The organism is uncultured Polaribacter sp. (assembly GCF_947503875.1).
Lineage (GTDB): Bacteria > Bacteroidota > Bacteroidia > Flavobacteriales > Flavobacteriaceae > Polaribacter.
In genome coordinates this window covers 402,497-423,544 of the sequence record NZ_CANNFH010000001.1, presented here as the reverse complement: position 1 = coordinate 423,544, position 21,048 = coordinate 402,497, and the positions used below count along the sequence as shown (strand labels likewise).

The 21,048-nt window shown below is 31.5% G+C and carries 18 protein-coding genes; 11 read left to right on the top strand and 7 right to left on the bottom strand.

Translation table 11 applies throughout. The annotated features are described in order from the left end of the window. The first annotated feature begins 27 nt into the window (after nt 1-27). The 8 genes from Q0684_RS01895 to Q0684_RS01860 all read left to right on the top strand — a co-directional run bounded on the left by Q0684_RS01895 (nt 28) and on the right by Q0684_RS01860 (nt 9,747). Nucleotides 28-1,275, top strand: a complete 1,248-nt coding sequence (locus Q0684_RS01895) for an HlyD family secretion protein (protein ID WP_299012333.1) — start codon at nt 28-30, stop codon at nt 1,273-1,275. 7 nt (nt 1,276-1,282) lie between these two features. Further along, nucleotides 1,283-2,659 carry an ABC transporter permease gene (locus Q0684_RS01890; RefSeq protein ID WP_299012332.1) on the top strand — a complete coding sequence of 459 codons (1,377 nt, stop codon included), beginning with the start codon at nt 1,283-1,285 and terminating at the stop codon, nt 2,657-2,659. A 4-nt stretch (nt 2,660-2,663) separates the two neighbouring features. Beyond that, complete coding sequence (locus tag Q0684_RS01885) at nt 2,664-4,127, top strand: TolC family protein (protein ID WP_299012331.1); 1,464 nt, start codon at nt 2,664-2,666, stop codon at nt 4,125-4,127. 81 nt (nt 4,128-4,208) lie between these two features. Continuing rightward, nucleotides 4,209-6,596 (top strand): TonB-dependent receptor, encoded by a 2,388-nt coding sequence (locus Q0684_RS01880; RefSeq protein WP_299012330.1) that lies wholly within the window; start codon nt 4,209-4,211, stop codon nt 6,594-6,596. A 4-nt stretch (nt 6,597-6,600) separates the two neighbouring features. Next, a complete protein-coding gene (locus Q0684_RS01875; RefSeq protein WP_299012329.1) occupies nt 6,601-7,440 on the top strand; it encodes a DUF4249 family protein in 840 nt (279 codons plus the stop codon). 253 nt (nt 7,441-7,693) lie between these two features. Then, nucleotides 7,694-8,503, top strand: a complete 810-nt coding sequence (gene murQ / locus Q0684_RS01870) for an N-acetylmuramic acid 6-phosphate etherase (RefSeq protein WP_299012472.1) — start codon at nt 7,694-7,696, stop codon at nt 8,501-8,503. Then, complete coding sequence (locus tag Q0684_RS01865; protein WP_299012328.1) at nt 8,503-8,745, top strand: DUF6095 family protein; 243 nt, start codon at nt 8,503-8,505, stop codon at nt 8,743-8,745. The genes murQ and Q0684_RS01865 overlap by 1 nt, the downstream gene beginning before the upstream one ends. Nucleotides 8,746-8,748: 3 nt before the next feature. Beyond that, nucleotides 8,749-9,747: a DUF6695 family protein gene (locus tag Q0684_RS01860; protein WP_299012327.1), complete on the top strand. Its 999-nt coding sequence runs from the start codon at nt 8,749-8,751 to the stop codon at nt 9,745-9,747. Here the strand turns inward: Q0684_RS01860 and Q0684_RS01855 are convergent. Beyond that, nucleotides 9,737-10,228: a DinB family protein gene (locus Q0684_RS01855; RefSeq protein WP_299012326.1), complete on the bottom strand. Its 492-nt coding sequence runs from the start codon at nt 10,226-10,228 to the stop codon at nt 9,737-9,739. The genes Q0684_RS01860 and Q0684_RS01855 overlap by 11 nt on opposite strands. 225 nt (nt 10,229-10,453) lie before the next feature. On the opposite strand from Q0684_RS01855, the gene Q0684_RS01850 reads away from it, so the two are divergent. Further along, nucleotides 10,454-11,434 (top strand): hypothetical protein, encoded by a 981-nt coding sequence (locus Q0684_RS01850; RefSeq protein ID WP_299012325.1) that lies wholly within the window; start codon nt 10,454-10,456, stop codon nt 11,432-11,434. Between the two features lie 145 nt (nt 11,435-11,579). Here Q0684_RS01850 and ettA read toward each other — a convergent pair whose 3' ends face one another. The 6 genes from ettA to Q0684_RS01820 all read right to left on the bottom strand — a co-directional run bounded on the left by ettA (nt 11,580) and on the right by Q0684_RS01820 (nt 18,239). Further along, the gene (gene ettA / locus Q0684_RS01845) at nt 11,580-13,271 is read right to left on the bottom strand and encodes an energy-dependent translational throttle protein EttA (protein ID WP_299012324.1); all 1,692 of its coding nucleotides are present in this window, start codon (nt 13,269-13,271) and stop codon (nt 11,580-11,582) included. 45 nt (nt 13,272-13,316) lie between these two features. Next, complete coding sequence (locus Q0684_RS01840; RefSeq protein WP_299012323.1) at nt 13,317-13,493, bottom strand: CAL67264 family membrane protein; 177 nt, start codon at nt 13,491-13,493, stop codon at nt 13,317-13,319. 102 nt (nt 13,494-13,595) lie between these two features. Continuing rightward, nucleotides 13,596-14,153, bottom strand: a complete 558-nt coding sequence (locus tag Q0684_RS01835; protein WP_299012322.1) for a hypothetical protein — start codon at nt 14,151-14,153, stop codon at nt 13,596-13,598. Nucleotides 14,154-14,188: 35 nt separating this feature from the next. Beyond that, nucleotides 14,189-16,216 carry an NADPH-dependent 2,4-dienoyl-CoA reductase gene (locus Q0684_RS01830; protein ID WP_299012321.1) on the bottom strand — a complete coding sequence of 676 codons (2,028 nt, stop codon included), beginning with the start codon at nt 16,214-16,216 and terminating at the stop codon, nt 14,189-14,191. Between the two features lie 186 nt (nt 16,217-16,402). Beyond that, nucleotides 16,403-17,110: a pirin family protein gene (locus Q0684_RS01825; RefSeq protein ID WP_299012320.1), complete on the bottom strand. Its 708-nt coding sequence runs from the start codon at nt 17,108-17,110 to the stop codon at nt 16,403-16,405. Between the two features lie 259 nt (nt 17,111-17,369). Next, nucleotides 17,370-18,239, bottom strand: coding sequence for a pirin family protein (locus tag Q0684_RS01820; RefSeq protein ID WP_299012319.1), 870 nt, complete (start codon nt 18,237-18,239; stop codon nt 17,370-17,372). 104 nt (nt 18,240-18,343) lie between these two features. Between Q0684_RS01820 and Q0684_RS01815 the strand changes: the two genes are divergently transcribed. Beyond that, nucleotides 18,344-18,808, top strand: a complete 465-nt coding sequence (locus tag Q0684_RS01815) for a (2Fe-2S)-binding protein (RefSeq protein WP_299012318.1) — start codon at nt 18,344-18,346, stop codon at nt 18,806-18,808. Beyond that, a complete protein-coding gene (locus Q0684_RS01810; protein ID WP_299012317.1) occupies nt 18,805-21,018 on the top strand; it encodes a molybdopterin cofactor-binding domain-containing protein in 2,214 nt (737 codons plus the stop codon). The genes Q0684_RS01815 and Q0684_RS01810 overlap by 4 nt, the downstream gene beginning before the upstream one ends. Nucleotides 21,019-21,048 lie beyond the last annotated feature (30 nt).

Here is a 21,048-nt window from a genome sequence, read left to right as displayed (position 1 = left end):
TTTGATTTTATACTAAATCAATCAAACATGAGTAAGAAAAAAATTGCACTAATCGCTATTGCTATTGTTGCACTGCTATTTTTAGCCTACAATTACTTTTCTCCTTCTGCAGAAGACTCCATTTACTTAACTTCTAAAGTAAAAAAAGGCAATTTTAAAAGTGAAGTAGTTACCTCTGGTGAAGCACAATCTACAAGTCTTAAAAAAATTACTGGACCACCAAATCTTAGAAAATTTAGACTTAGAGAAATTAAAATTCAAGATTTAGTAGCAGAAGGTTCTATAGTAAAAAAAGGCGATTATGTAGGTAAACTAGATCCTTCTGGCGTTAACGAACTTATCTTAGATGCTAGGCTAAACCTAGAAGCAGAAGTTTCTAAATTCACCCAACAGCAATTAGACACTACCCTTTCTTTAAAACAAGAAAGGAACGCATTAAAAGATTTACGTTTTAATATGGAAGAAACCAAATTAGAGCTAAAACAGTCTATTTACGAACCACCTGCAACTATAAAAAAACTAGAAAACCAATTAAACAAATTAGAGAGAGACGTTAGAGAAAAACAAGAAAACTATAAAATTAAAAAAAGGCAAGCCAATGCAAAAATGGTAGAAGTTGGCACCAGAGTTTCTAAAATAAGAAAAGAACTAGATAACCTTTTAAACCTTTTAGAATCTTTTACAATTTACTCTAATGGTAGTGGAATGATAACTTATGAAAGAGAGTGGAATGGTACCAAGAAAAAAGTTGGTTCTTCTATAAGTCCTTGGGAAACGTCTATTGCTACGCTGCCAGATTTAACTAAAATGGAATCTAAAACCTATGCTAACGAAGTAGACATTAGAAAAATTAAAAAAGGCTTGCCTGTTAAAATTGGTTTTGATGCTTTTCCTGATGTTGAGTTAGACGGAATTGTAACAGATGTTGCCAATGTTGGTGAAAACAAAAGAGGCTCTGATATTAAAGTGTTTCAAGTACTGATAAAATTAAACGAAACCAACGAAAATATTAGACCAGGAATGACCACTTCTAACAGAATTTTAACCTTTGAACGTAAAGACGTTTTACATGTTCCTTTAGAAGCAATTTTTACAGAAAATGAAACTACCTATGTATATAAAAAATCAGGCTTTTCTATTGACAAAAAAGAAGTAAAGCTAGGTGATGCAAATAATGACGCTGTTATAATTGAAGCTGGTTTATCTGAAGAAGATGAAGTGTACTTAAACAAACCAGAAGGATTAGAAAAAACAGAAATTGCAAAATTAAACTAGTCTTTCTATGTTCGATAAAATTTATATAGAGAAACTAAAATCAAATTTTAGTGAAGCTGTTCGTGTAATTCTTACCAATAAAGTTAGAACTTTACTTACATCCTTAGGTATTATTTTTGGCGTTGCTGCAGTAATTACAATGCTAGCCATTGGTAATGGAGCAGAAAAAGAAATTTTAGCGCAACTTGAGTTAGTAGGTGTTAACAATATTGTTATTACACCAATACCAGATGAAAAAGAAGAAAATACAGATGAAGAAAGTGAAGATGGCGCTGCTGAATCTAAACGTTTTTCTAAAGGATTAGATTTACTGGATGTAAAAAGTATAGAAAAAAATATACCTTCTATAAAAGTAGTAAGTCCAGAAATTATTTTAGAGACTTATGTAACTAAAAAAGGAAAACAAAACCCTGTAAAATTAATCGGTATTTCTAGTAAGTACTTTAATACTACAAATATATCTATAGAAAGTGGAAAAAACTTTAACAAAACTCAAGAAGAAAATGCCTTACCTGTTTGTATTATTGGTAAAAAAATAGAAAAGAAATTATTTACCGGAGAAAGTGCTATTGGTAAAAGAATTAAAGTAAAAGACGTTTGGCTACAAGTAATTGGAGTTATCGAAGAAAAATTTATTTCTGATTCTGCTCAAGAAAACTTAGGTATTAGAGATTTAAATCAAGATGTTTATATTCCTTTAAAAACATTTTTAGTTCGTTTTAGAGATCGCAAAAACATTATAGACAAACAAAGAAATACCAGCAGTGGTGGTAGTGTGATTTTTATCAGTGGAAACAACCAAGGGCCAAAAGAAAGAATTCCAAGAGGTAATTATCATCAATTAGATAAATTAACGGTTCAAGTAAACAACTCCAATGAACTAAATACAACTGCAGATGTTTTAAGTAGAATGCTAAAAAGAAGGCATAATGATATGCTAGATTTTGAAATTTCTATTCCTATCCAATTGTTAAAGCAACAGCAAAAAACAAAGCAAATTTTTAATATTGTTTTAAGTATAATTGCTGGAATTTCGCTTTTAATTGGCGGTATTGGTATCATGAATATTATGTTAGCCTCTGTTTTAGAAAGAACCAAAGAAATTGGTATAATTAGAGCAATTGGAGCTACGCAAGAAGACGTTATTTTACAATTTTTAACAGAATCTGTTTTGGTAAGTATTGGTGGTGGTATTATTGGTATAATTTTAGGTGTTTTTGCGTCCTATATTTTAGAATTTACTACAGGTATAGAAACCATACTTTCACTTAGCTCTATTTTATTATCCTTTTTTGTAGCTACTTTAATTGGCTTAATTTTTGGAATTGCGCCCGCAAAATCTGCGGCAAGTAAAAGCCCTATTGAGGCTATTAGACATGAATAACATTATGAAAAAATCACTTATATATTGCTTATTGCTATTAACTGGATTTGCTTTTAGTCAAGAAAAAAGATTTATTACTTTAGATGAAGCCATTAAAATAGCACAAGAAGAATCGCCAGAATACAAAGCATTAGTTAACCAAAACCAAGCTAGTTATTGGCGTTATAGAAACTACCAAGCTCGGTTTTTGCCTCAACTGCGTTTAGATGCTACTTTACCACAATTTAGAAACTCTGTAAATAGAATTCTTTTAGATGATGGTTCTGATGATTTTAGAAGATCTAATCAAGTTAGTTTTGATGGAAGTTTATCTTTAAACCAAAATATTGCACTTACTGGAGGTACAATTTCTGTAAGTTCTAACGTAGAAAGAATAGACCGTTTTGAACCCAATGAATCTACAGGATTTGCAGTAATACCATTTTCTTTAAATTATACCCAAAACTCTTTATTATACAACCCTTTTAAGTGGGAAAAAAGAATAGAACCCTTAATTTATGAAGAAGCAAAAAGAGAGTTTATAGAGCGTATGGAAAGAATCTCTTTAAACACGAGCAGAAGATATTTCGCTTTGTTAAAAGCACAAATTCAAGCCAAAATAGCAAAATCTAATCTCTCTAATCAAGATACGCTTTTTCAGATATCTAAAGGAAGGTTTAAAATGGGGAAAATTGCAGAAAACGATTTACTACAAATAGAATTGTCTGTTTTAAACTCAGAAAACGAAGTAATAACGAATGAAATACAGTTTAAACAAGCATCACAAAATCTATCTAGATACCTTGTTTTAGAAACAGAAAATATAGTGTTATCTACACCAAAAGAATTAACCACGTTTACGGTAACCGTAGAAAAAGCGTTAGAAGAAGCCAAATCCAATAGAAGAGCAGTTATAGAATTTAGAAGAAGACGTTTACAAGCAGAACAAGATGTGGCAGAAGTAAAAGGTAATAATAGATTGCGTATGAGTTTGCGCGCTAATTTTGGAATTTCGCAACAAGGCAATCAGTTTGACAATTTATTTAACGACTTTAACCAACAACAAAGCCTTGTTGTATCTTTAGGAATCCCAATTCTAGATTGGGGTGTTTCTAAATCTAGGCGAAAAATTGTAGAAGCCAATAAAGACTTAGTTGAAACCAACATTAAAATTGAACAACAAGAATTTGAACAAGAGATTTACTTACATGTTTTAAATTGGCAAAATCAACGTAATTTTTTAAAAACAACCAAAAAAGCTCAAGAAATTGCCTTAAAGCGATATGAAATTGCAAAAAAAAGATTTATTTTAGGTAAAATTACCATTACAGATCTAAATATTGCTTTACAAGAGCAAGACAGGTCTGTACTATCTTACCTAAACTCTTTAGAAAAATTTTGGAACGATTATTACATTTTAAGGAGGCTTACCTTATATGATTTTGTGCAAAACAGAAAAATAGAGGTAAATGATATTGTATACGATTAAAAAAGAGTAATCTTTTAACGTTTTCTTACCATTATACTGTTGTATTTTTGTTGGATAATTCGAACAAACAATTAAACAAAAATGCTGCAACCAAAAAGATTATACATTTTCTTTTTTTTCATCTCTTTTTTAGGATTTAGTCAAGAAAATGTTACGCTAAGTGGTACTATTTATGACGATGCGAATAACGAAACCTTAATTGGTGTGTCTGTTTACTTTCCAGAATTAAATTCTGGAACTACCACAAACCAATATGGTTTTTACTCGATAACTGTACCTAAAGGAAAATATAAAATTCTAATTAGTTATTTAGGCTTTACAACTATAGCAGAAGAAATAGAACTTGTAGAAAAAACCACTAAAAGTTTTAAATTAAAAGAATCTACAGAAAGTTTAGACGAAATTGTTATTGAGAGTAATGTAGAAAACCTTAACATTAAAACACCTCAAATGAGTGTTAATAGGCTAACCTCTGCAAGTATAAAAAAGATACCCGTTGTTTTAGGGGAAGCTGATGTTATAAAATCGCTTATTCTTTTGCCAGGTGTAACCAGTGCAGGTGAAGGCGCTTCTGGTTTTAACGTAAGAGGTGGTGCTGCAGACCAAAACTTAATTTTATTAGATGAAGCTATTGTATTTAATTCGTCTCATTTATTTGGTTTTTTCTCAGTTTTTAATCCAGATGTTATTAAAGACGTGAAACTATATAAAGGTGGTATTCCTGCAAAATACGGTGGTAGACTTTCATCTGTTTTAGATATTTATCAAAAAGAAGGAAATAGTAAAGAGTTTAAAGCAACTGGTGGTATAGGCTTAATTTCTTCTAGATTATTAATTGAAGGACCAATTAAAGAAGAAAAAATATCATTTTTAATTGGTGGTAGATCTTCTTATGCTCATTTATTTTTGCCTTTGGCAGATATAGACAATACCGCTTATTTTTACGACTTAAATACTAAAATTAATTATAGAATAGATGATAAAAATAACCTTTTCTTCTCGGGTTACTTTGGTAAAGATGTTTTTGGAATTAACGATAGTTTTGTAAATACTTATGGTAATCAAGTGGCTAACTTACGTTGGAATCACCTTTTTTCAGACAAAATATTCTCCAACTTATCGTTAATTTACTCAGATTATTTTTATGGATTAATATTAGATTTTGTTGGTTTTGAATGGGATTCTGGAATTACTAACTATAACGTTAAATACGATATTAACCATTTTGTAAATAATGATTTAGAGCTTTCTTATGGTATTAACAACATTTACAGCCAGTTTAATCCTGGTGAAATAAGTCCAAATAGACCAGATTCTACCATTGAAAATACACAATTAATTCAAAAGTTTTCTAATGAATTTGCAGCTTATATAGATGCAGAGCATACAATTTCCGACAAACTAAGGCTGCAATATGGACTTCGTTTTAGTAATTTTATTCGTTTAGGACAAGATGAATTAAATGTTTATGAAAACGATGAGGCTGTTGTTTATAATGATATTACTAGAACGTATGCATCTGCAAATAGATTAGAAGAGGAAACCCTAACATTTGATAGAAGGGATGTAATTACTTCTTTTAATAATTTTGAACCAAGATTTGCGCTTTCTTATTTAATTAATGATGATAGTTCTTTAAAAGTAAGTTACAATAGAATGGCGCAATATTTACACTTATTAACCAATACTGCCTCTCCTACACCATTAGATATTTGGGCACCAAGTGGCAAATACATTAAACCTCAATTGCTAGATCAGTTTGCTATAGGTTATTTTAAAACTATGGAAAACGGAATGTTTACCATAGAAACTGAAGCTTTTTACAAAGATATTCAGAATAGAATAGATTATATAAACGGAGCAGATTTAGTAGCAAATGATGCTATTGAAACCGTTATTTTAAACGGACAAGCAAGAGCTTATGGTTTAGAAGTATTGTTTAAAAAGAATAAGGGAGATTTTACAGGTTGGCTTGCATATACTTTATCTAGATCTGAACAACAAACACCAGGAAGAACACCAAACGAACCCGGAATAAATGCAGGAGAATGGTACAGCACGCCATTTGATAAAACACATGATGTTTCTTTAAATACAAGTTACAGTCTTAACAAAAAATGGACATTTAATGCGAATTTAACCTACCAAACAGGGCAGCCAACAAATTACCCAGTAGCACTTTATGAAGGTGTAGAAGGAATTGAAGCTCCTTTATTTGATAGTGATAGAAGAAATGCAGACAGATTGCCTGCTTTTCACAGACTAGATGTTTCTGCAATTTTAACACCAACCAAAAATAAAAACAGAAAGTGGCAAGGAGAGTGGGTTTTTGGAATCTATAACATATACAACAGACAAAATGCAGCTTCTATTGTATTTAGACAAAATGAAGAAACTAGAAGAAGTGAAGCTGTACAGACTTCTATTTTTGGTATTGTACCTTCTGTAACTTATAACTTTAATTTTTAACAAAATGAAAAAACTATATATTATTCCGTTATTATTAATCTTCGTTTTTTCTAGTTGTGAAAAAGTTGTAGAAGTAGATTTACCTTCCATAGCACCTAAACTAGTTGTAGACGCAACTTTTGAAGTCTATTTTGATGAAGACCCAGTTACAGCAGACACAAGCGTAAAACTAACCTTAACAACAGATTTTTTTGATGAAAACATTCCACCTTTAAACAGTGCTACTGTTTTTGTAACCAATTTAGTTGACAATTCTGTAATTAATTACACCAATGTAGATGATAATGGATTTTACAATGCAACAACTAATTTTATACCAGAAGATGACGTGGCCTATGAATTAACCATTATCTACAATAATGAAACGTATAAAAGTATTCCTACAAAAAAAATAAAATCGGCACCAATAACCAATATCTTTCAAACAAGTAGGCTGTTTTTTGTTGATGAAGTTATTGAATTACAAATTAGTTTTGATGATGTTGCAGATGAAGATAGTTTTTACTTGTTTAATTTATCTGGTGGTGAATTCTCACTAGTTTCAGATCGTTTATTTACAAACGGTTCTACAATTACAATATCAGAATTTTATGACCCTGAAGATTTTGATTTGCCTGAAACTATTTTACTTAAAATGTCTGGTATTGATGTAGCTTATTTTAATTATTTTAGAATATTATCTAGTCAAGGTGGCACTGGTGGTGGTGGGCCTTTTGAAACGGTACCTTCTACCCTTTTAGGTAATATTCTTAACAAAACAACAGACGCTAATTTTCCTTTAGGTTATTTTCATATTTCTGAGACAAATACGGTTTCTGTAACCTTAAATGAAATAGAAAATTAATACTTTTTTTATTGTTGCTTTACTGTTATAATATTGGTGTTTTTTTTAATTGCAGAGATAAAAGAACACTTAAAATGCAGTGGTAAAAAGTACTTAAAAAAGCACTTGCGCTGGCTTGCGTTAAGGATTGAAATGGCATCCTTTTTTTAGCACCTGATTTTTTTCAGGTTCTAAAAAAAGATATAATGGAAAGCCTGTTAAAACGCCCAAAAAATATTGAAGAAAATATGGTATAATTCTGTATTTTTGAATGATGGATTTTACAAAAACTACAGAACAAGATTCTAATTACAATCATTTAGAAAAAATGACGGTAAAAGAACTCTTAACCAACATAAATACCGAAGATAAAACAGTACCACTTGCTGTAGAAAAAGCTTTGCCGCAAATAGAAAAACTAACCTCTGCTATTGTTGAAAAATTACAAAATGGTGGCCGTTTATTTTATATTGGAGCAGGTACTTCTGGCAGGTTAGGTATTTTGGATGCCTCTGAATGCCCGCCAACTTTTGGTGTGCCTCATGAATTAGTTGTAGGTTTAATTGCTGGTGGAGATGTTGCGATAAGAAAGGCTGTGGAATTTGCTGAAGATTCTAAAAACCAAGGCTGGTTAGATTTACAAGCACACAAAATTACTGCAAAAGACGTTGTTGTAGGCATTGCCGCCTCTGGAACAACACCTTATGTTATTGCTGCTCTGGAGAAATGTAATGAAAACAAAATAATTACAGGTTGTATTGCATGCAATAAAAACAGTCCTTTAGGTTTGGTTGCTAAATTTCCAATAGAAGTGGTAGTTGGACCTGAATTTGTTACAGGTAGCTCTAGAATGAAAGCGGGTACTGCTCAAAAATTAGTTCTAAACATGCTCTCTACAAGTACTATGGTGTTGCTTGGTAAAATTAAAGGCAATAAAATGGTAGACATGCAACTTTCTAACAAAAAACTATTAGAAAGAGGCGAAAAAATGTTAGTTAAAGAATTAAATATAGACCAACAAACTGCAAGTACCTTGTTAAAAAAATACGGCAACGTAAGAAATGCCATAAAAAACTACCAATAATGAGTACCAACACAATTTTATTAGCAAAAGGATTGAAAAACTTAGCTATTTTAGTAGGGTTATTTATTGCCTCTCCTTTGACCTTAACTATGAGTTTTAAGGCGCTCAAAAAATTTGAAAACACACCAAAAGAATGGGTTTCTTACCTACTTTTAGTAGTGGCTGCAATACTAATTATCTTTACCCTTTACTTTGCTTTTAAAACCTTTAAAATTTTACTAAAAGCTATTTTTAACAGTTAGATAATGCAGAATTCAGACGGAATAATTGTTGTGCTTTCTTACCCAGACACCATTGTAAGACCAGCATATTGGGAAATTTTAAGCGGTTTTTGGTCTAAAATTGGTATAGGTAGTAAACATTCAGTACAAGCAGGCCATGCTGCTTTGTTACTTATTAAAAAAAATGAACCAACCATACAGTATTTTGATTTTGGCAGATACATTACCACTTATGGAAATGGACGGGTGAGATCTGAGAAAACGGATGTAGAATTACACGTTCCTTTAAAAGCTGTTTTTAAAGAAAATGAGCTCTATAATTTAGAAGAAATTTTACTGTGGATAGAAAAACACCCAGAAAAAACTCATGGTGAAGGCAGATTAATAGCAACTGTAAATAATGAAATAAATTACAATAAAGCACAAAGTTTTATTACAGATTTTATAGCAAAAAAAGAAATACCTTATGGTACATTTTTGAAAAATGCCAGTAATTGCGCACGTTTTGTTACAGATACAATTATAACAGCTACTACCAATCTTAAAATTAAAAAGAGTTTAAAACAGTCTAATTACTTGACGCCAAGCCCAATTGGTAATGTAATTAAAGCTACTTCTACTAATAAAATTTATAAAGTATATCAGCAGAAAATTACACCTTATCTAAACAGGTCTATTTTAAAAGAATACAAAGCTACTTTTTTTAAAAAATTTAATCACGAACTTAACGTAATTGGCACAGAAGAACCAAATATCTCTCAGTTTGAATTAGATAGTGCAACGTGGTTAGGTGGTATTGGTAGTGGTGCCTGGTTTCATGTAGAAGAACAATTAGACCATACTATTTTTAAAATTGCAAGGTACACGCCGTCTGGAAAAAAAGATTTTGAAGGCAGTTTTACTGTTGATAAAGAAGGTCTAGATCCAGAAATTCCGTATAGTTTTGATTATCCTACAAACTGTTTAGAAATGTACATAAAACAAAATAACACGACGTATTATTTAAAGAACCTTAAGCATTAACTTTATTTGGTGTGGTAGGATTGTAACCAAAACTATTTTTAGGTAGCGTGATATTTAATTGATGTACCAAATAGCCAATTGTTGCATAATGATGTATTGCATGACTTTGCATTTGCATTAAAACGGCACCAATTGTATACGTAACTGTTTCATTACCCAATCCTAAATTGTCGGTTACCTGAATCTTTTTATCAAAATCTTGTGGTGATATTTTCTCTAAATTGGTAATAATCGATTTAAAATAAGTAATTCCTGCCTCAGTTTGTGTTTCTGCACATTCATTTCTTTCTCTAACAGAAAAATCTACGTGATTCTTATCAAGACCGTTAAAAAAACAAGAAAAAACATCTAAAACATGACGCATATGACAACCAATACTAGATTGATAAGGTGCTACAGAACGATCTGAATATTGTGCGTTTGTTATATTTTTTAGTAAATCTACACCTTTCTGTAAATTTTGTGTGATAGCTTCAATCATAAAAAATTACTTTTTGTTTTTAAAGGTCGTTAAAAATAGCAAAACTTTACAACTTTTAAAAATAAATAAATTACTTAAAACCAATTACTTAATTATTAAAAACACATTCAAAATTAAAGTATTATAAGTAATTTATAATTTTTTGGCACACTCTTTGAAATTAATATAACAAATGCGGAAGTTGAAAAGCAAATAGAGTAAACAAAACCCTTAAAACCATATATTATGAAAAAAGGTATACTTGTATTATTAGGAATGTTCTTGATGGTTTCTACTGTTGAAGCCAAAAACGGCAATTATTTACCAAACAACAATAGGGGTATTTATGCTTATGAAAATGCAATTAACTTTATTGAAAACGGAATAGAATTTTTTGTATTTGTAAATGGAGACTTTGACTTTGATACAAGATTAAACAATACGTTTTATACTAGAAACGGTTTTAGAATAAACCACAACAATACCAGAGTTTTTAGAGACTTTAGAGGCAGAATAAACAGAATTGGAAATACTCTAATACGTTATAATATTAGAGGTAATGTCTTTAGAATTGGCAACATACACATGCGTTATTTTGGAAACAGGTTAACTAATGTAGGTAATTTATTTGTAAATTATGATAGATGGGGAAATCCTTTTTTTAATGGAGATGTACGTGGATATTTTCACAACTTTAATGGAGTTAACGTAAATGTAAACGTAGGTAGAATCTTTAATTTTAATGATAACTTTTTTAATAGACCAAATTTTAGAAGAAACTACACTAGATTTAGAGAAGACCATAGGTACTTTTACTACAGAGCAAATAGAAAAGGTGGAAATGGAAATAATAGAGAAATTTTAAGAAGAAGAAAACCATCAAACCTAAATGCGAATAACAACAGGATTAAAAGAAATAGAAATAATACCTATAGAAGAGGAGTTGATAACGCAAGAACTACAAAAAGAAATAGTAGTAATTCTATTAGAAGAAATGCAGATGTACGTAAAAATAACGTCAAAGAAAATAAGAGAAATAGAACTATAGCTAACTCTAGAAACAAGAATATTAGAAAAGCAAATACTGTAAACTCGAGAAGAAATGCTGATTTAAACAGAAAGCCTTCTGTAAAAAGAAAAGGTTTGACAGAAAACAGAGGTATAAAAGCAAATTCTTTAAGAAAAAATAAAACAAAAGAAGTAGTGAAAAGAAGGAGAGCAAACTAAAAACAGGTATTTATACCTATAAATTAAAACAGATATTTAATTAGTTTTGCACTATTATTTTGAATTTTTGATTTATATATTGCTAATTTAAAGGGAAAGTTAAAAGCCTCATTTTGTAAAAAATGAGGCTTTTTAAAATATAAGATTATCTTATTAATTTTTTGTATTTAATTCGCTTTGGCATTAAATCTCCACCCAAACGTTTTTTCTTATTTTCTTCGTAATCAGAGAAAGATCCTTCAAAGAAATATACTTCACTATTGCCTTCAAAAGCCAAAATATGTGTACACACTCTATCTAAGAACCACCTATCGTGACTAATTACAACTGCACAACCTGCAAAGTTTTCTAAACCTTCTTCTAATGCTCTTAATGTATTTACATCTAAATCATTTGTTGGCTCATCTAAAAGCAAAACATTACCCTCTTCTTTTAAAGTCATGGCCAAGTGTAAACGGTTTCTCTCTCCACCAGAAAGTGTACTTACTTTTTTATTTTGTTCGCTTCCAGAAAAATTAAAACGACTTAAATAGGCACGAGAATTTACTTGTTTTCCTCCCATCATTACCAAATCTTGTCCATCAGAAAAGTTTTCCCAAATAGTTTTATCTGGATTAATATCTGAATGTGCCTGATCTACGTAAGCAATTTTTGCAGTTTCTCCCACATTAAAAGTACCTCCATCTGGTTGCTCTTCTCCCATTATCATTTTAAAAATAGTAGTCTTACCAGCACCATTTGGTCCAATAATACCTACTATTCCCGCTTGCGGAAGATTAAAGGCTAAGTTTTCATATAAAATTTTATCATCAAAAGCCTTAGAAACGCTGGTTGCTTCTATTACATTTGTTCCTAAACGTGGGCCATTTGGAATATAAATTTCTAATTTCTCATCGACCACTTTTTGGTCTTGACTCATTAATTTATCGTAATTCTTTAAACGGGCTTTTTGCTTGGTTTGTCTTCCTTTTGCACCTTGTCTTACCCAATCTAATTCTCTTTCTAAGGTTTTTTGACGTTTAGAAGCTGTTTTACTTTCTTGCGCCATTCTATTCGATTTTTGGTCTAACCAAGAAGAGTAATTTCCTTTCCAAGGAATGCCTTCTCCTCTATCCAACTCTAAAATCCAACCTGCAACGTTATCTAAGAAATACCTATCATGCGTTACTGCAATTACAGTTCCTTTATATTGAGCTAAATGATGTTCTAACCAATGTACAGATTCTGCATCTAAATGGTTTGTTGGCTCATCTAATAATAAAATTTCTGGCTCTTGTAAAAGCAGTCTACACAGAGCAACACGTCTTTTTTCACCTCCAGAAAGTACACCTACTTTTTTATCAGAATCTGGTGTGCGCAATGCATCCATAGCAATTTCTAGTTTTGTATCTAATTCCCAAGCATTGGCAGCATCAATTTTATCTTGCAATTCTGCCTGCTGATTCATTAGTTTTTCCATTTTATCAGCATCAGAATACACTTCTTCTAAACCAAACATGTCGTTTATTTTGTTGTATTCATCTAAAATGGCAACTGTTTCTGCAACCCCTTCTTTTACAACCTCTAAAACTGTTTTTTCTGGATCTAATTGTGGTTCTTGCTCTAAATAACCAACTTTATAACCAGGAGAGAACGTTACTTCTCCTTGAAAATTCTTTTCTACGCCTGCAATAATCTTTAAAAGCGTAGATTTACCAGAGCCATTTAAACCTAAAATACCAATTTTAGCTCCGTAAAAGAAACTTAAATAAATATCTTTTAAAACCTGTTTTCCTGTTGATTGATAGGTTTTAGAAACCTTATTCATAGAAAAAATCACCTTCTTATCGTCACTCATCTTTTATAATTTTAAATCTATTTTTTAAAACGAATATTAAACTTTTTAAACCCTACCTTTTAATGCATTAAAAACCCATGCAATTGCAAAAAAGCCAACACCTACAGATGCAAAACCATACCCAGCTACTTCTTGATATTTAAAAGCACCTAAGCAAATAAGTGCAACACCCACAGATATCATAATAAAAGTTGCCCAAGCAAGCACTGTATTTTTATTCATTCCCATAATGTACTAGTAGTTTTGTTAAGTGCGCAAATATCGTTAAAATATCAAGGTTCTCAAAAAAGATTTGATAAGACTATATAAAGATAAAAATCATTTTTAGAATCCTCTACCTCTACCACCAAGACCTCTGCCTCCTCTGCCTATGTTAGAAGGTGGTGCTGTACCTTGGTTTGGACGTTTAGGTCTTTGTGGTAGCAGCTTTCTTTTTTCTGCTTTTTGGTATTTCAACCATTTTTTAAATTGCTTTTTAGATAAAAAAGTTTGTAAAGTATCGTTTAAAGTAGTTTCATAACTATTTACACTATCTCTAAGCGGTAAAATTAGTTTTTCTACTCTTTCTTTAATATTCTCGGCTAAATCTCTATCGGAATATAATTGTTTCCCTAAAGTATTTATGGTTACCTCTAATTCTGTAAGTTTAGGCGTATTTAAAAAAGATATCTTTTTAATTTTATTGTTGTAGTTTCTTAAGGCAGCCACTGTTTTGCTTTTTAAGGCCTTTTTTTTAACTTTTATTTTCTCAGGAGCCTCTGTTAAATTGTAATAAAATAGTTTTGCTGCGTTTTTTGCATTGTATTTTGGTAATTCTGGTTGTTGTTGCCCATTTATTGTAGAAACAACAAAAAGTATCAGTAGAAATAAATAGTTTCTCATTTTATTAAATTTAAGTTACAAAAATAGTTAAACTATTACAATGTTGATGCCAATCTTGCACCCTGATTTATAGCTCTTTTCGCATCTAATTCTCCAGCAAAATCTGCGCCGCCAATTACGTGTACTTTTTTACCTAAATCTAATAGTGGTTGATATAATTCTTTAAACGGAACTTGACCTGCACAAATAACGATATGATCTACTTCTAAAACTTTATTCTCTTCATTTTGAATATAATGCAAACCTAGGTCATCTATTTTTGTGTAAGCAACTTCTCCTATAAACTGAACGTTTTTCTTTTTCAAATTCGTACGATGAATCCAACCTGTTGTTTTACCCAAATTACCACCAAACTTACCTGCACTTCTTTTAAACATAAAGATTTCTCTAGCAGATTTATGAAATTGTGGTTTTAAACCTTCTATTCCTGCTCTGGCTTCTAACGTTTTATCAATTCCCCATTCTTGCAACCAAGCATCAATATTTTGTGAGGTAGATTCTCCTTCATGCGATAAATATTCAGAAACGTCAAAACCAATTCCGCCTGCTCCAATTACAGCAACTCGCTTACCAATTGGCTTTTTATGTTTTAACACATCAATATAGCTTACTACTTTTTCATTATCTATACCCTCTATTTTTAATTCACGTGGTTTTATTCCTGTAGCTAAAATTATTTCATCAAAATCTGAGTTTTGTAAGTCTTCTAAATTAATTTTAGTATTTAATTTTAAATCTACATCATGCAATTCAATTTGTTTGTTAAAATACCTAATGGTTTCATAAAACTCTTCTTTACCAGGAATTTGTTTTGCCATATTAAATTGACCACCAATTGCAGAACTTGCATCAAATAAAGTAACCTTATGCCCTCTTTGCGCAGCAATTGTAGCTGCTGCTAAACCTGCAGGTCCTGCTCCAATAACGGCCAATTTCTTTTTGTTTTCTGTAAGGTTATAATTTAATTCTGTTTCGTGGCAAGCTCTAGGATTTACCAAACAACTGGCTACTTTCTGCTGAAAAACATGATCTAAACACGCCTGATTACAACCAATACAGGTATTAATTTCGTCTGCTTTATCTTCTTTAGCTTTATTTACCCAATTTGGATCTGCTAAAAAAGGTCTTGCCATAGAAATCATATCTGCATCACCTTCTGCCAAAATTTTCTCTGCCGTTTCTGGCATATTAATTCTGTTAGAAGTAATTAACGGAATTGTTAATTCTTCTTTCATTTTTTTAGTTACCCAAGTAAAAGCAGCTCTAGGTACAGATGTTGCAATGGTTGGTATTCTTGCTTCATGCCAACCAATACCTGTATTTATAATTGTTGCACCTGCTTTTTCAATTGCTTTGCCTAATTGTACAACTTCTTCCCAAGAAGAGCCTTTTTCTACCAAATCTAACATAGAAAGTCTGTAGATGATAATAAATTCTTTACCAACTGCTGCTCTTGTTTGTTTTACCAATTCAATAGGCAAACGCATTCTGTTTTCATAGGTTCCTCCCCAATCATCTGTTCTTTTATTGGTTCTTTTTGCTATAAATTGATTGATTAAATAGCCTTCTGATCCCATAATTTCTACACCATCATAACCTGCTAATTTGGCTAGTTCTGCAGAATTTACAAAGTCTTTGATTGTTCTTTTTATCCCAGATTCTTTTAATTCAAAAGGCGAAAACCGATTTATTGGTGCTTTTATTTTTGAAGGCGCTACATTAAAAGGATGATAACCATATCTACCAGAATGTAAAATTTGCATGCAAATTTTACCACCTGCATTATGCACTGCTGCTGTTATTTTTTGATGATGTTTGGCATGCTTTTTTGTAGACATTCTTGCAGCAAAAGGTGCAGTCCAGCCTTGTATATTTGGAGCAATACCACCTGTAACAATTAAACCTATACCACCTTTTGCTCTTTCTGCATAATAGGTGGCAATTCTTTCAATTCCGTTTTTTTCTTCTTCTAAACCTGTATGCATAGAACCCATTAAAATTCTATTTTTTAAGGTGGTAAAACCTAAATCTAAAGGTTCAAAAATATGTTTGTATTTGGTCATCTTTTACGGGTTTTTAAGATAGAATTGAAAATATTTCTTAATATAAGTTTACCAAGAAAACTAATTTACTATGCATGCATAGCAATTTGCAAGGTAACCTTATTTTTTGAGATTAAAAAAGCCATAAATCTTAGCTTAATTAAAAAGCTAAAACTTATGGCTAAATTGATTGTCAAGTGATAAATGCTAAATCATAGGAACATCAACTACCAATAATTTACTGTTTTTAGTAGCTTTTACAATTACTTTTTCAACGTCTTCAATTCCTACTGCATCTCTTTCTTCTAATTTTTCGTCTGCCACCAGAACTGCTCCTTCAATTAAAAAGAAATAAGCTCCATTTTTCAATTCATAATCTATTTCAAAATTTTCATCTAAATCAATTAAAGAAATATAGGCTTGTTGATGAATTGGCAAAGCACCCTTTATTTGTTTATCTCTTGGAGCAACTACCGTTTGAAATTTATTTTTCCTGTCTTCTACAGGAAATTTTTTTTGATTATAATATGGTGCTACATCATCTTGTTCTGGGAAAATCCATAGTTGTAAAAAATTGGTAGGCTCTGTTTTAGAATCGTTAAATTCTGAATGTGTTACACCTGTTCCTGCACTCATAACTTGCACTTCTCCAACTTCTATCGCTCGTTTATTTCCCATACTATCTTTATGAGAAAGTGCGCCAGAAATTGGTATCGAAATAATTTCCATATTTTTATGCGGATGCGTGCCAAAACCCATATTTGGTTGCACTAAATCGTCGTTTAAAACACGTAGCATACCAAAATTCATACGTTCTGGATTTTGATATCTTGCAAAACTAAACGTATGATACGATTTTAACCAACCGTGATTTGCTAATCCTCTTGTGTTTGCTTTGTGAATTGTTTTTTTCATTGTAAACTTATTTACAACCCTGCACTCGTTTCAGGGTCTCATTTTGTTATAACTATTATTTATAAATTGTTAGGTTGATTTGTATGCTATTTTAAAATACCTAAAGTTATGTTTTAAATTGCTTAGCTTTTGCGTTAGTGATTGCAATGGCATCCTTTTTTATGAGACCCTGAATTTTCTTCAGGGTTTTAGAAAAAAGATATAATGGAAAGCACGCCCTTGGTCCTGAACGTTTTCAGGATAAAGGAACGCCCAAATATTAATACAAATACCCCATTTTTCCTGCTTGATAATCTCGCATTGCTTCTAAAATTTCGGTTTGCGTGTTCATTACATAAGGACCATATTGTGTAACTTTTTCGTTGATTGGTGCTCCTGATAAAATTAAAATTGATGCTTTTTCTATTGCTTTTACATGAATTGTATTTCCGTCTTGATTAAAAACCAACATTTGCTGCTTTCCTTTCTTTAATTTATCGGTTTTATTCACTTCAATTTCGCCTTCTAAAAGGTACACTAAAGATTGATGATTTTCTGGTATTTCAATTTCCATTTCGCCATTTTCATCTGCTTTAGCAGTAAAAACATTTACGGCAGTTTGGGTTTGAATTTTACCAAATATTTCTTGTTGCTGTCCTGCAATAATATTTAATTGAAATTTCTGATTGTCAGAAAAAAGCTTAGGAATTTGTTCGTCTTCTAAATGCTGATAGTTTGGTGGCATCATTTTATTTTTAGCGGGTAAATTTAACCACAATTGTATGCCTTCTAAATCGCCTCCTTTTTTTACAAATTCCTTTGTAGGTGCTTCTGCATGTATAATTCCTCTTCCTGCTGTTGTCCATTGTACGCCACCTTCTTTTACAACCATTTCATTGCCCAAAGAATCTCTGTGCAATTGTTCGCCTTTAAAAAGTAAGGTTATAGGCTCAAAACCTCTGTGTGGATGTGGGCCTAAATCAAACGGATTGTTAAATTCTGAAATGGCATAAGGCCCATAATGATGCAATAATAAAAAGGGATCTACGTTTTCTATGCCTTGAGTTGGCAATGGCTGTCGTAATTTTATTGGCCCCATATTTACAAAAGGACTAGCTACTTTAAATTGAATACTTTTAAGTTTTTTCATTATTGATTTATGAATATCTAAATTAATTCTAATTTATGTTAAAAGGTTAAAAAGATTTCTTAATTTTTTTTTTATTCGTAACTTGTATTTCTAAATTTTTAGTCGTGAAAATTAATATAACTATCAATAATAAAGCTTACGAAATAGTAGCAGAAAAAGAGATGCCATTACTTTGGGCAATTCGTGATTTTGTGGGTTTAACAGGTACAAAATTTGGCTGTGGTGTTGCACAATGTGGTGCCTGCTCTGTTTTAGTTAACGGAAAACTAACCAAATCTTGCAGTATTTCTTTGGAAGAAGTTATTGATAAAGAAATTTTAACCATAGAAGGTACTTCTAAAAATTTAGAATATTTAAGAAAGGCTTGGGATGATGGAAATGTGCCCCAATGTGGTTATTGCCAATCTGGACAATTAATTGCTGCAACCGCACTTTTAAATACCATAGAAAAACCAACTGATAAAGATATTGATACTTTTATGAGTGCTAATATTTGTAGATGTGGCACCTACACTAGGATTAGAAAAGCAATACACAAAGCTGTTTCACTTAAAAATGAAGCGATATGAGCAAAATCAAAAAAATAAATAGAAGAGATTTTGTGAAATTATTTGGTTTGGCTTCTGGCGGAATTATTTTAGGATGTGCTGTTTCTAGTGATAAAAAAGATTTTATACCTAAAATAGCAGGTACTTTTCAGCCAAATTTATTTGTACAAATTACAAAGGATGGTTTGGTTACTTTAATTTCTTCACGATCTGAAATGGGGCAAGGCATAAAAACCTCTTTAGCTTCTGCTATTGCAGATGAATTGGAAGCAGATTGGAAATATATAAAAGTTGACCAAGCAATTGGGCACGAAAAATATGGAAATCAAAATACTGATGGTTCTAGAAGTGTAAGAACAAGGTTAGAGCCAATGCGTAAAATGGGTGCTTTAGCAAAAATGATGCTAATTACTGCAGCCTCTAAAAAATGGAATATTGCTGCAAATGAATGTTATGCAGAAAACCACTTTATTATTAATAAAAGCACAAAAGAAAAAATATTCTTTGGGGATTTAGTGGAAAGTGCTGCTGCATTAGAAATTCCTTCAGAAAAAGACATACAACTTAAAAAAGTTGAAGATTTTAAGTTTATTGGTAAAAAACTAAAAAGTGTAGATTTAGAGGCATTTACCACAGGAAAAGCAACTTACGGAATTGACGTTAGAATACCCGGTTTAAAATTTGCTGCAATTGCAAGATGTCCTGTAACTTTTGGTACAGTTAAGAGTTTTGATAAATCGAAAGCTGAAAAAGTAGCTGGTGTTTCTGAAATTATAGCACTAGAAAGATTAAAGCCACCAACAGGAAAATTTTTTGGTATGTTAGGTGGAGTTGCAGTTATTGCTAACAATACTTGGTCTGCTTTTCAAGCAAAATTAGATCTAAAAATAGAGTGGAATTATGGCAAAAATGAGCATTTTAATTCGGAAGAATTCAAAAAAACAATCACTCAAAGAGTTCAAGAAAAAGGCAAATTAGTTCCTGGAAGTTATGGCAATGTAAATGCTGCTTTTAAAAGTGCAGAACAGACTATAGAAGCAACTTATAATGTTCCTTTTTTAGTGCATGCACCAATGGAAGTGCCAAACGCAACTGCTTGGTTTCAAAAAGATAAAATTGAAGTTTGGGCGCCTGTGCAAGACCCACAAACGGCTAGAAGTGAGTTGGCTCACTTTTTTGAAATTCCAATAGAAAATATCACCATAAATGTTACGTTTTTAGGTGGTGGTTTTGGCAGAAAATCAAAATCTGATTTTGTGGTGGAAGCAGTTGCTATTTCTAAAAAAATTAATGCACCTGTGCAAGTGGTTTGGTCGCGTGAAGATGATGTGCAGCATAGTTTTTATCACGCTGCAAGCGCACAATATTTAAAAGGTGGTGTAGACAAAAATGGCAAAATTACGGGTTGGTTGCAAAGAGTTGGTTTCCCTTCTATTGTGTCTTCTTTTAAGCCTTTATCTGACTATGCATCTGGTTTTGAACTTGGACAAGGTTTTACTAATAACCCTTATTTACTAGACAATTTTAGATTAGAAAATGTAAAAGCAGAAGCTAATTTAAGAATTGGTTGGCTGCGTTCTGTAGTGCATATTCATAGTGCTTTTGGTAATAATTGTTTTGTTGACGAATTGGCTTTTGCGTCTAAAAAAGACCCAATTAAACTACACTTAGAACTTATAGGTAAAGATAGACTTGTAAAAGGAAAATCTGATTTTCCTTATGATGCTGCGCGAATGAAAACGGTTTTAAAAGAAACGGCTAAAATGGCAAATTGGGGTAAAAGTTTACCCGAAAATCACGGAATTGGTGTTGCTATTCATTATAGTTTTTACAGTTATGTTGCCACTATCGTGGAAGTTTCCGTAAAAAGTAAAAAAGTGAAAGTCGAAAATATTTGGACGAGTATAGACTGTGGTTTGGCATTAAATAAAGACAATATTAAAAATCAGTTAGAAGGAGCCGCAATTTTTGGAATGTCTTTAGCTTTGTTTGGTAAAATTTCTACAGAAAACGGTGCTGTGCAACAAAACAACTTCTATGATTACCAAATGACACGCATGAAAGACGCACCAAACATTCATGTAAATATTTTAGATAAAATGCAAGAACCACCAACAGGAGTTGGCGAGCCTGGTGTACCTGTAATTGCACCTGCCATTTGTAACGCTATTTTTAATGCAACTGGCAAACGCTACAGAAGTTTACCTTTAATCGATGAAGGTTTGGTATAAACAAAAAAATCCAAGATTTTCATCTTGGAT